Origin of the sequence: Sphingopyxis sp. (assembly GCF_035998905.1) — a bacterium.
Lineage (GTDB): Bacteria > Pseudomonadota > Alphaproteobacteria > Sphingomonadales > Sphingomonadaceae > Sphingopyxis.
The window spans coordinates 367,572-380,239 of the sequence record NZ_DASYHG010000024.1; the positions used below are offsets into that span (position 1 = coordinate 367,572).

Below are 12,668 nucleotides of genomic sequence, written 5' to 3' on the forward strand. Positions count from 1 at the left end.
CAACCAGCATAAAGCCCAGGAGCTCAGCTATGACCAGCAAGCTGACATATATGGGTGCCATCGGTCTGGCGGCTCTTTCGAGCGTCGCTGCCGCGCCGGCTTTTGCCGCCGGGACGACCGCAGGCACCACGATCACCAATACCGCCACCGTCGACTATCAGGTCGGAGGCGTCGCGCAGGGACAGCAGCAGGCGGCGAACAGTTTCATCGTCGACCGCAAGATCAACCTGCTCGTCGAAGAAGTCGGCACCGTCACGACCGCCGTCGTGCCGGGCCAGGCGAATGCCGTCACCACTTTCCAGCTGACGAACAGCTCGAACGAGACGCTCGATTTTGCGCTCGTGGCATCGCAGATCGTGGGCGGCACCGCTGCGCATGGCGGAACCGACACGTTCAACGTCAACAATATCCGTATCTATCGCGATAATACGGTGACGGGCACGGTGGGCAGCTGGGACGCCGGCGATACGCTGATCACCAACTATATCGACGAACTTGTCGTCGATACGGCGATCCGCCTGTTCGTCGTCGCCGACATCCCGACGACGGGCACCGTTCCTGCTGTCGTCAACGGCGCCGTCGCCGGGGTGACGCTTCGCGCAACCGCGCGCGAAGGCGGCCTTGCGGGTACGCAAGGCGCTGCGATCACCGAAACGACCGGGGCGAACACCGCTGTGAAGGACACGGTTTTCGCGGACGTCACCCCGGGGGTCGCGGGCGACGCAGCGCGCGACGGATCGCATAGCGATAACGACGACTATACCGTGCAGACGGCGACGTTGGCGGTGACCAAGACCAGCCGCATCATCTCGGACCCGATCAATTCGACGACCAATCCGAAACTGATTCCGGGCGCGGTCATCGAATATTGCATCGCGGTTGCCAACACCGGCAGCGCGACGGCGACATCGGTATTGATCAACGACCCGGTGCCGGGCCAGCTGACGTTCAACGCGGGGACGATCCTGCTGGGCGGCACGGTCACCAGCGGGACGTGCGATTTCAACGGCGCCGCGGGCGGCAGCTATGCCGCGCCCAACGTGTCGGGAACAATCGCCTCGATCGCCGCGGGCGCCGCCAGCACGCTCGTCTTCCGCGCGACCGTCAACTGATCGGGTAACGGACGGAGCAGCGGGTGCGGCCCAAAAACCGTCTCCCGCTGCTCCCTTCGGGGCTTGCATGGCACTCCGCTTCCCATTTTCCGGCCTTATGACCGCGCTGGTCGCGGCAGCCCTGCTGCCTGCGATATCCCCGGCGCGCGCGCAGGTGATCACGAACACGGCTTCGGCGCAGTGGACGCATGACGGGCAAGCCGGTCAGGCGCTGTCGAACCGCGTCGACGTGACGGTGACGCCGCGCCCCGCGCCGCCGCCGACAATCGCGACCTACCGCTTGACGAGCGGCGGCGGCGATAAGTCCGTGCCGCTCGCACCGACCCAGTGCAACCGCCCGGCCGCGCGCAGCGCCACCAGCACAATCCCGCTCGGCGGCGTCTACGAAGGCATTTCGACCGCCCCGGCATCGCTGCAAAGCACCGACAATTTTCGTGCCGGCGAAGTGCTGGTCGTCGGGGTCACGCTCGCATCGGCGAATGCCGATCCGCAGCAGCGCGATACCCTGCCGGTGATCCTCGAGCTGGAAAATGGTGATCGCGAGTCGATCACCCTGACCGAAACGGCCAACAACAGCGGCGAATTCGTCGGCTTCATCAACACCGTCGGGGTTCCGCCCGCGGTCGCGCAAGGCGATTGCCGTCTGTCGGTCAATCCCGGCGAACCGCTGGCGCTGCGCGTAAGCGATCAGGCGACGGCGAATCTCGTCGCGCTCGCGACGATCAACTTCCTCGTCGATCCCTTCGGCATCGTGTTCGACAGCGGCGACGGCGCGCCCGTCCCCGGCAGCCGCGTGACGATCGTCGATGCCGCGACCGGCCAGCCCGCGCAGGTGTTCGGCGACGACGGCGTTTCGGCCTATCCGTCGAGCGTCGTGACCGGGCAGAGCGTTACCGACGCCGGCGGCACCACCTATAATTTCCCGCCGGGCGACTATCGTTTCCCCTTTGTCGCGCCGGGAACCTATCGCCTGATCGTCGCACCGCCCGCACCCTATACCGCGCCGTCGAAATCGAACGCGGCTGATCTCGCGGGCCTCCGCCGCCCCGACGATGGCCTGCCGTTCACGATCACCGGCGCGAGCTATGGCAACGCCTTCACGCTGAGCAGCCCCGCCCCCGTGCGTGTCGACATTCCGGTCGACCAGCCGGGCCTGCCGCTGATCCTGCGCAAAACGACCTCGACGCAGGTCGCGGTCCCCGGCGACGTGATCCAGTATCGCATCGAGGTCGCGAATCGTGACACGCGCCGCAGCACCGGCGCGGTGACCGTACGCGACGTCCTGCCCGCGGGCATGCGTCTGCGCGCCGATACGGTGCGTGTCGACGGCACCCTTATAGCCCCCGTTGTCGAAACCAACGGCCGCGAGTTTGCCGTCACCCTGCCCGGCATCGCTGCGTCGCGCTCGGTCCTGCTCACCTATCTGGCCGAGGTCATCGTGTCGGCGCAGCCGGGTAACGCGCTCAACCGCGCCACCGCGACCGATAACCGCGGTTCGACGAGTAACGTCGCCGAAGCGACGATTTCGATCAAACGCGACCAGCTCGGCGACCGGATGACGATCATTGGCCGGATTACCGACGGCAGCTGCGCCGTCGATCCGGGGAAGGCCGATGGCATCATGGGCGTGCGCGTGATGTTGCAGGACGGCAGCTATACCGTCACCGACGAGGATGGCCGCTATCACTTCGAGGGCGTGCGCCCCGGCCTGCACGTCGTGCAGATCGATCCGTCGACCTTGCCGCTCGACCGTGAAGCGATCGACTGCGCGCGCTCGACGCAAAGTGCCGGCAGCGCGATCTCGCGCTTTGTCGAAGGTCGCGGCGGCGCCTTGAAGCGCGCCGACTTCCGCGCCGTCGCGAGCGCGCCGCGCGCCGCGCCGATCAAGGCGGCTATCGAAGCGCCGAAGGTGCTGAGCGATCCCGAAGCCGCGGGCGCCGGTCGCGACTGGACCGCGGGTCAGGCGCCGGGCATCGGCTGGCTCTTTCCCGACGCCGACCACAACCCGCGCGCGAAAGCGATCCGCGCCGCGATCAAGCACGCGCCGGGGCAGAAAGTGACGCTCCGCGTCAACGGCAAGCCCGCCGACGCATTGACGTTCGAGGGCGTGAGCAAGTCGGCCGACGGCGGCGTCGCGGTCAGCCTTTGGCGCGGACTCGAAATCCGCGAAGGCGAAAACCGTCTGGTTGCCGAAGTGACCGACACGAACGGCGTCACGGTCGCAACGCTCGAACGCACGGTCCATTATTCGATCACCCCGATGCGCGCATCGCTGGTCCGCGAAAAGTCGGTGCTGGTCGCCGACGGGGTGACGCGCCCGGTGATCGCGGTGCGCCTGACCGATCGCGACGGCAAGCCGATCCGCGCCGGACTGACGGGCGATTTTAGCGTCCCCGCCCCCTATTACCCCGCGGTCGAAGCCGATGCACAGCAGGCGCGCCAGCTTGCGGGCCTCGAACGCGCGCAGCCGGTGTGGAAGATCGATGGCGACGACGGCATCGCCTATATCGAACTCGAACCGACGACGGCGTCGGGCACGCTGGCGATGGAATTCACTTTCCGCGACGACAGGGTGACGCGCCAGCAGACGATCGAAACCTGGCTCGACCCGGGCGACCGCCCGTGGACCCTCGTCGGCTTTGCCGCGGGCACGCTCGGCTACAATACGCTCGACGATCGTATGGAAGCAGTGGCGGAAAATCTCGACGATCTCAACGCCGACGCCCGCCTCGCCTTGTACGCGAAAGGCCGCGTGCTCGGCAAATGGCTGATGACGCTGGCGTATGACAGCGACAAGGACAAGGACGACGCCCGGTTCGGCGGCGTGATCGACCCGCGCGCCTATTACACCATATACGCCGACCGCAACGAGACGCGCTATGACGCGGCATCGGTGCGCAAGCTCTATCTCCGTCTCGAACGCCCGCAATTTTATGCGATGTTCGGCGACATCGAGACGGGGATTTCGGAACCCGAACTCGCCCGCTACCAGCGCGCGCTGAATGGTGGCAAGGCCGAGTATCGCGGCCGTAATGTCGCCGCGACCGCGTTCGTCGCCGATACGCCGTACCGTTTCCGCCGCGACGAGATTCAGGGCAATGGCCTGACCGGCCCGTACCAGCTCGGTTCGAAAGATATCCTGCCGAACAGCGAGCGGATCGTCATCGAAACGCGCGACCGGCTGCACAGCGAGCGCATCGTCGATAGCGTCAGTCTGTCGCGTCATGTCGATTACGACATCGACTATCTGTCGGGCACGCTTCGTTTCCGCGAGCCGGTGCTCAGCCGCACGTCGAACCTCGATCCGCAGTTCATCGTCGCCGAATATGAAGTCGACGGTGTCGGCCAGCGCGTGCTCAACGCCGGCGGCCGCGTCAGCTATCAGTCGAGCGACGAGAAATTGCGCGTCGGCGCGACCTTCGTCCATGACGAGGATGGCAACGCAAAGACCAATCTCGGCGGGGTCGATGCACGCTATCGCCCTTCGCTCGAAACCGAGGTTCGCGCCGAACTTGCGGTCAGCGATGCGAAGTCAAGCAATGGCGGTGCGACCGCCAACGGCACCGCAAAGGCATGGCTGATCGAGGCCGAGCATCACAGCAGCAACGCCGACTTCCTCGCATATGTTCGCGAGCGCGAAGCGGGCTTCGGTACCGGCCAGCTCAACAGCGGCGAAAATGGCACGCGCAAATTCGGCTTCGACGCGCGCGTGAAAACCAGCCGCAATCTGTCGGTCACCGGCAGCGCCTGGCAGGAGGATTATCTCGAAACGAGCGCACGTCGTCGCGCCGCCCGCGCCCTGATCGAATATGACAATGGCACCAGCGTCGCGCGTGCCGGGCTCACACACGCCGACGATCGCCTGACCGATGGCACGCGCAATCGCTCGAACATCGTCCAGCTCGGCGCGACGCAACGCTTGATGGGCAAGCGGCTCGAACTCGACGCGCAGACCGAATTTGCGCTCGGCGGCAAGGACACGAGCGTCGATTTCCCGACGCGCCACCGCCTCGGCGCGCGTTTTGCGATCAACCGCGACGTCAATCTCGTCGGCAGCTATGAAATCGCCGATGGCGACACGATCAAGGCGCGCACCGCGCGGCTGGGCTTCGATCTGACGCCCTGGTCGGGCGCGCGTCTGCTCGCGACGGCGAACCAGCAAGAGATCGGCGAATATGGCCCGCGCAGCTTCGCCGCTTATGGCCTGTCGCAGTCGCTGAAGCTCGGCGCACGCTGGTCGGTCGATGTGTCGGTCGACGGCAACCGCACGATCGGCGGCGTACGCGCGAAGGATGTTCTCAACAGCGAACATCCCGTCGCATCGGGCGGTTTCCTCGGCGGCAATGGGACATTGACCGAGGATTTCCTCGCGATCAGCACCGGCGCCACATACCGCGCCGACCGCTGGACGCTCACCGGCCGTGCCGAATATCGCGATGGCAAACTCGCCAACCGTTACGGCCTGACGTTCGGCGGCCTCCGCCAGCTCGGCGAAGGCCGCGCACTCGGCGCGCTGTTCACTTATGCCAAGGCGAGCGGCAGCGGCACGACCCCGACGACCGAGGTGATCAATTTCGAAATGAGCTGGGCGCACCGCCCCGCGGATTCGCGAATCTCATGGCTCAACAAGAGCGAATTCCGGTCGGACAAGGTCCGCGATGCCGTCGCCGGTCAGCCGGGCCCGATCGGCGGCGGCGCGCTGACGATCGACGGCGACGCGACGAGCCGCCGCCTGCTCAACAGCCTGTCGGTGAACTGGACCCCGCTCGGCGAGCGCGGTGCGGATGGCATGTGGTACGAGCGCGCCGAAATCGGCGTCTTCTGGGGAACCCGCTATAATTTCGATCGCTTCGGCGCCGACGACGTCAAGGGATGGTCGAACCTGATCGGCGGCGATTTCCGCTTCAACCTCGGCGAGCATGTCGACGTCGGCGCGTCGGGCACGGTGCGCATCGGGACCGACGCCGATACCGTGAGCTGGACCGGCGGCCCGACGTTGACGCTCGCACCGATGAAGAATGCGAACATCACCTTCGGCTATAATTTCGCCGGCTTCCACGATCGCGATTTCGAGGATGCGTGCTACTCGCGCTCGGGCGCCTATGTGACCTTCAAGCTGAAGTTCGACCAGACTAGTTTCGCGGGGCTGGGGCTGTAAATCCGCCCTGCGCATAGCGAAGCAATCCGGGGCGCCGCGTCCACTGCCCCGGATTGCTTCGTCGCTATCAATCGGCGAACAGCAAGACCGGTGTCTCGATCAGCTTCTTGAGCGCCTGCACATAGCTCGCGGCATCCCAGCCATCGACCACACGGTGGTCGCAGCTGATCGAAAGGTTCATCAGCTTCGCGCGGCGGATTTCGTCGCCGTCGAAGACGGGACGCTCGACGATCTTGTTCGGACCGATGATCGCGACCTCGGGCCGGTTGATCACCGGGGTCGTCGCAATGCCGCCGAGCGGGCCGAGCGAGGTGACGGTCAGCGTGCCGCCCGTGAGTTCCTCGACCTTCGCCTTGCCGGTGCGCGCGGCTTCGGCAAGGCGCGTGATCTCGCTCGCGAGCTGCCACACATTCTTGTCCTGCGCGTCGCGGATCACGGGGACCATCAGCCCGGCGTCGGTCTGCGTCGCCATGCCGAGATGTACGGCGCCATAGCGCGTCACCACGCCGCCGTCATCGTCGTAGCGCGCGTTGATCATCGGGAATTGCGGGATCGTGCGGCAGATCGCGACGATCAGGAAGGGCAGCATCGTCAGCTTCGGACGCCCGCCGCGATTGGCGTTCAAATCAGCACGCATCTCTTCGAGCGCAGTGACGTCCATTTCCTCGACATAGGTGAAGTGCGGGATCGCGCGCTTCGACGCCGCCATATTCTCGGCGATCTTGCGGCGCATGCCGATGACCTTGATCGGCTCGTCGGCGCGCGCGCGGCTCGCGCCCGGCGCATGATAGCCCTGCCCGCCGCTGTATCGGAGGAAGGCGTCGAGATCGGCGTGGCGGATGCGGTCGCCCTCGGCCTGAACCTGCGACAGGTCGACGCCGAGATCCTTGGCGCGCGCACGCACGGCCGGCGATGCCAGCACGGCCCGGCTGTGATCGACCGCGGTAACCGACGCAGGGGCCGGGACCGGAGCGGGCGTAGGCGCGGGAGCTGCAACAGGCGCAGGCGCTGCGACCTCGGCCACCGAGACTTCCTCGGCACCCGGCGTTTCCGCCACGATTTCCTGTTCGACCGGTGTGTCAGCGGGGGACGCCTCGACATTACCGTCACCATCGGTTTCGATGACCGCGAGCGTCGAGCCGATCGGGATCAGATCGCCGACCTCGCCCGCCAGTTCGACGACGATCCCCGACACGGGCGATTCCATTTCGACGGTCGCCTTGTCGGTCATCATGTCGGCAAGCTGCGCGTCTTCCTCGACGCGCTCGCCGATCTTGACGTGCCACGCGACGATTTCGGCCTCGGCGATGCCTTCGCCGATGTCGGGCAGACGGAATGAATAACGGGCCATGGCGTCAGTCCTTCAAAATCTTGGTCAGCGCGGTCGCAATGCGCACCGGGCCGGGGAAATAGGCCCATTCGAGGCTATGCGGATAAGGCGTGTCGAAACCGGTGACGCGCTCGACCGGCGCCTCGAGGTGATAGAAGCAGCGTTCCTGCACCAGCGCGGCGAGTTCGGCGCCGAAGCCCGAAGTGCGCGTCGCTTCGTGGATGATCAGGCAGCGGCCGGTCTTTTTCACCGACGCCTCGATCGCGTCGATATCGAGCGGGAGCAGCGTGCGGAGATCGATGATTTCGGCATCGACGCCCATTTCCTCGACGATCGTCTTTGTCACATGGACCATCGTACCATAAGCGAGGATTGTTAGCGCTTCGCCCGAACGCACCGTCGCGGCCTTGCCGAGTTCGATGCGGTAATAATCCTCGGGAACCGCGCTCGCGTCATGCTTCGACCAGGGTTCGACCGGGCGGTCGTAATAGCCGCTGAACGGCCCGTTGTAGATACGCTTGGGTTCGAGGAAGACGACGGGATCGTTATCCTCGATCGCCGCGATCAGCAGTCCCTTGGCGTCATAGGGGTTCGACGGGATCACCGTCTTCACGCCGCAGATATGCGTCATGATGCTTTCGGGCGACTGGCTGTGCGTCTGGCCGCCAAAAATGCCGCCGCCGAAGGGGGTGCGCACCGTCATCGGGCAGATGAAATCGTTCGCCGAACGGTAGCGCAGCCGCGCTGCCTCGCTGACCAGCTGGTCGAGACCCGGATAGATATAGTCGGCGAACTGGATTTCGGGGACCGGGCGCAGGCCATAGGCCCCCATCCCGACCGCAACCCCGATGATGCCGCATTCGTTGATCGGCGTATCGAAGACGCGGGTCTTGCCATGCTTTTTCTGCAAGCCCGCAGTCGCGCGGAACACGCCGCCGAAAAAGCCGACGTCCTCGCCCATCACGACCATGTTCGGGTCGCGCGCGAGCATGACGTCCATGGCGCTGTTGATCGCCTCGATCATGTTCATGGTTTTGGTTTCAGCCATTATTCGGGCTTCCAATTGGGGCCGAACTTGGCCTCTTGCTCGGCGAGCATCTGATCGCATTGTTCCTTGAGGTGCCAGGGCATCTCTTCAAACACGTCCTGGAACATCGTTTCGAACGGCTGGTGCATCCCGTGGCCGAGAATGCCGAGCTTTTCCGACTGCTTCTGGGTCGTCTTGACCAGATCGTCGAGTTCCTTCGCCTGCGCCTCGTGACGTTCGGTATCCCATTCGCCAAGTATTTCGAGATGCTGGCGCAGCCGCGCGATCGGATCGCCGAGCGGCCAGGCGGTCGCCTCGTCGGCGGCGCGATAGGCGCTCGGATCGTCCGAGGTACTGTGGCCTTCGCTGCGATAGGTGAAATGCTCGATCAGCGTCGGGCCATTGTTCGTGCGGGCGCGGTCGGCCGCCCACTGCGTCGCGGCATAGACCGCGAGCGGATCGTTGCCGTCGATGCGCAGCCCCGCGATGCCGTAGCCCACGGCGCGCGCGGCAAAGGTCGTGCGTTCGCCGCCGGCAAAGCCCGAGAAGCTGGAGATCGCCCACTGGTTGTTGACGACGTTGAAGATGACCGGCGCGTTATACACGGTCGCGAAGGTCAGCGCCGAGTGGAAGTCGCCCTCCGCCGACGAGCCCTCGCCGCACCAGACGGTCGCGATGCGGCTGTCGCCCTTCGACGCCGACGCCATCGCCCAGCCCACTGCCTGTGGATATTGCGTCGCGAGGTTGCCCGACACGCTGAAGAAACCATGCTCTGGCGCCGAATACATGATCGGCAGCTGGCGGCCGAGCAGGTGGTCGCCGCGGTTCGAATATATCTGGTTCATCATCTGGATGAGCGGATAATCACGCGCGATCAGAATGCCTTGCTGGCGATAGCTCGGAAAACACATATCCTCGCGGCCGATCGCCATCGTCGAGGCGACCGAAGTCGCCTCCTCGCCGGTGCACTTCATGTAGAAGCTGGTCTTGCCCTGCCGCTGCGCGCGGAACATGCGGTCGTCGAACGCGCGGGTGAGCATCATGTAGCGAAGCATCGTGCGCAGCCGCTCGGGCGACAGTTTCGGATCCCACTGCCCCTTCGCCTGCCCGTCGAAATCGAGCACGCGAACCAGCCCATAGCTGAGTTCGCGCATCGCGTCGGGCTTCGTCGCCTCGCTCGGGCGCGGGGCCGCTTCGACTGCCGGGACGTCGATATCGCCAAAGTCGGGGGTATCGCCGGGGCGATAGCGCGGTTCGGGGATATGAAGCGACAGCGGCGGCAGATTGCTCGCCGCGCGCCCCTCATCCTTCGGGGGGTGCGTCTCGGGCATGTCCTCGTCCTTCGAGGCGCGAATCGGCGCCTAGTTATATTTCAACGTGGCGACATAATATTACAGTCGCCATACGAATGCAACGGCGGTGGTCAAACCGCGACGGGCGCCGAAATATGCGCTTGCGGCGCATAGTTCTCGACCGCGAAATCCTCGAACCGATAGTCGAAAATGCTGTCAGGACGCCGCAGGATCCGCAGCCGGGGGCTGCCGTCCGGCACGCGCGACAGCTGTTCTTCGACCAGGTCCGCGTGGTTGAGGTAGAGATGCACGTCGCCGCCCGTCCACACCAGTTCGTGTGCATGAAGGTCGCATTGTTGTGCAATTAGGCGGGTGAGCAACGCCGCCTCGAAAACATTGAAGGCAAAACCAAGGCCGAGGTCGCACGAACGCTGGAACAGGAGGCACGACAGGCCGCCATCGCTGCGGACGTGGAACTGATAGGTCATGTGGCAGGGCGGCAGTGCCATGCGGTCGAGGTCGGCGACGTTCCAGCCGGTAAAGATGTGCCGCCGCGACCCCGGATTGTTGCGGAGCGACGCGATCAGCGCCGATATCTGGTCGTGCCCCTGCTCGCTGCGCCGATAAAGCCCCTCGCCCGCGGGTTCGTAGCGCGGCCAATTCACCCATTGATGGCCGTAGACCGGGCCGAGGTCGCCCCAGCGCGCGGCGAAATCCGCGTCGGCGACGATCCGCGCCTCGAAATCGGCGGCACTCATCGCGTCACCCGTTTCACGCCGATATTTGTCGAGCGGCCAGTCGGTCCAGATTTTGACACCCTGCGCGACGAGGGGACGGATGTTCGTGTTGCCGGTCAGGAACCACAGCAGTTCGCGCACCGCGGTCTTCCAATAGACGCGCTTGGTCGTGAGCAACGGAATCGCATCGTCGCGCAGCGAGAATCGCATCGTCTCGCCGAACAGCGAACGCGTCCCGACGCCCGTCCGGTCAACGCGCTCGTCGCCTTCGACCCAGATACGGCGCATCAGGTCGAGATATTGAAGTTCATAATGGATGGAATCAGACAAGACACACTCCCGATTTTCTCCCTCCGTTGCTAGGCCTCGCGCCCCGCGCGGACAAGGGAGCAGCGGGAGCCCGCGCGAACACCCGCGCAAAGCCTCCGATGCGGGTCATTCCTGCGTTGGGAATCGCGCACTCGCGGCGCATGGCCCCGGCAATGACCCTGTTCGAACCCGTCGGCAAAGCGCCGGAACCGTCGGCGCTGGCCGGATTCGTGCCGCGCGAGGCCGAGGATCTTGTCGCGCGCCATTTGCTGCGCCCACTCTTCGGTGACGAGCGCGAAACCTTGCTCCTTGCCGGATTCGACGCGTTCGAGCGGCTGGTGCGGCTGGAACGCGCCGACGGCGACGCGACCGGGCGCTGTGTCATCCCGCCGCGTTGCTGGCGCGCTCTGCTGGGCGGCGACATCGCAGCGGTCGTGATGGCGCACAACCACCCTTCGGGCAGGCCATGGCCCAGCGATGCCGACATCCGCACGACGCACGACGCCGCGCTTTTCCTGCGCACAATGGGTATCGAGCTGGCCGATCACCTGATTTTCGTGACCGATGGCCATTTCAGCTTTCGAACGGCCCAAATGATCTAGCCCGGACGGTATCCCGGACAATCGCATCAGACGTGCCGATTGCCGCTTGAAGTTCACAGATTGCGCGTCTAGAGGACCGCCCTGCCTTCGCACCGGCCCGCCGGTGCAAAGATCGGTCGGGGAGTAGCTCAGCCTGGTAGAGCACTGTCTTCGGGAGGCAGGGGCCGGAGGTTCGAATCCTCTCTCCCCGACCAGTTTTTCAGAGATTGCAAAGTCCAGAAAAACCAAGATTTTCTGCGGCCTACGGCCATTCGTGCCACACAGTTGTGCGATAGTCCAGCGTTAGACGAATCGCGCGCTTTTACCGCGCAATTTTCGTTACCGGCTCAAGGGCGTAACTTGGACAAGTCGGCCCTGCCTTTCCGAATCTTTCCGTCCTTGTTTTTGACGGCGCGTGAAGACCCCAGGCGGTTCCGGATTATCCGTTGCCCATAATCGTGGTGAAGGTGGACAAACCAACACATTGGATCAGAAATCCTAACTCCGAAAACAATCAGAGACGATTTTTCCAACATTCGAACTTCTGACCGGAATTCTCAGATCGATCTTTGGAAGACTTGACAGTTGATCAAGGTCGCCCATTTTGACCTCCAGAGGGCTTGCTCCCAACACAAACCTAACACTCAAATATTCAGGAAGTGGACTTGAAGAAATACCCAATCGATCCAAATTCATATCAATTGATCCGTTGGGTAATACTCCGTCAAACAAATCATCCTTGTAAATTTTAGGATCGCTATCATCCATTTTATACAGTATTGCGCTAGTTCCTTGGACGATTTGATCATCCCTTTTCCCGACCATGACAGCCGTCAGGTTGAGGATACTCTTTTCGACATTTTTTAGATTTTTTTCGCAAGAAACCTTCACGTCGATGGATAATTCTTTCCGTGGAAACGAGGCGGACGCCGCCGATTTGACAATAGACGAAAATTCATCTGGCGCGCTATCTCGCACATAATTGTCAAACGGCGTTCAAAAGGGACCCCCGATCGGCGTCGAAGAGGGACCCCTTTTCGGATATGATGTTGGTTTGTTGAAGATGGCCTTGCGCTGCGTGCGGCGGAGGGCGGGCGTAGCCCGACCGGAGGCGCGCGCAGC

Annotated in this window: 8 protein-coding genes and 1 tRNA gene; 4 read left to right on the top strand and 5 right to left on the bottom strand. The window is 64.0% G+C overall.

Going from position 1 to position 12,668, the window contains the following annotated elements; translation table 11 throughout:
- The first annotated feature begins 29 nt into the window (after positions 1–29).
- Positions 30–1,112: a hypothetical protein gene (locus tag VGN62_RS14315; RefSeq protein ID WP_327454997.1), complete on the top strand. Its 1,083-nt coding sequence runs from the start codon at positions 30–32 to the stop codon at positions 1,110–1,112.
- Between the two features lie 67 nt (positions 1,113–1,179).
- Positions 1,180–6,270, top strand: a complete 5,091-nt coding sequence (locus VGN62_RS14320) for a hypothetical protein (protein WP_327454999.1) — start codon at positions 1,180–1,182, stop codon at positions 6,268–6,270.
- Positions 6,271–6,337: 67 nt separating this feature from the next.
- On the opposite strand, the gene VGN62_RS14325 is transcribed toward VGN62_RS14320, so the two are convergent.
- The 4 genes from VGN62_RS14325 to thyA form a co-directional block, all read right to left on the bottom strand.
- Positions 6,338–7,621: a dihydrolipoamide acetyltransferase family protein gene (locus tag VGN62_RS14325; protein WP_327455001.1), complete on the bottom strand. Its 1,284-nt coding sequence runs from the start codon at positions 7,619–7,621 to the stop codon at positions 6,338–6,340.
- A gap of 4 nt (positions 7,622–7,625) precedes the next feature.
- Entirely contained in the window at positions 7,626–8,630 is a 1,005-nt protein-coding gene (locus VGN62_RS14330; RefSeq protein WP_327455035.1) for an alpha-ketoacid dehydrogenase subunit beta, read from the bottom strand.
- Positions 8,631–8,647: 17 nt separating this feature from the next.
- Complete coding sequence (locus VGN62_RS14335) at positions 8,648–9,958, bottom strand: 3-methyl-2-oxobutanoate dehydrogenase (2-methylpropanoyl-transferring) subunit alpha (protein WP_327455003.1); 1,311 nt, start codon at positions 9,956–9,958, stop codon at positions 8,648–8,650.
- 92 nt (positions 9,959–10,050) lie between these two features.
- Positions 10,051–10,986, bottom strand: coding sequence for a thymidylate synthase (thyA, locus tag VGN62_RS14340; RefSeq protein ID WP_327455005.1), 936 nt, complete (start codon positions 10,984–10,986; stop codon positions 10,051–10,053).
- A gap of 152 nt (positions 10,987–11,138) precedes the next feature.
- Here thyA and VGN62_RS14345 point away from each other — a divergent pair, with 152 nt between their 5' ends.
- Positions 11,139–11,567 carry a JAB domain-containing protein gene (locus tag VGN62_RS14345; RefSeq protein WP_327455007.1) on the top strand — a complete coding sequence of 143 codons (429 nt, stop codon included), beginning with the start codon at positions 11,139–11,141 and terminating at the stop codon, positions 11,565–11,567.
- A gap of 117 nt (positions 11,568–11,684) precedes the next feature.
- Positions 11,685–11,761, top strand: a tRNA-Pro gene (locus VGN62_RS14350).
- A 283-nt stretch (positions 11,762–12,044) separates the two neighbouring features.
- Here the strand turns inward: VGN62_RS14350 and VGN62_RS14355 are convergent.
- Entirely contained in the window at positions 12,045–12,524 is a 480-nt protein-coding gene (locus tag VGN62_RS14355; RefSeq protein ID WP_327455009.1) for a hypothetical protein, read from the bottom strand.
- Between the last annotated feature and the right edge of the window lie 144 nt (positions 12,525–12,668).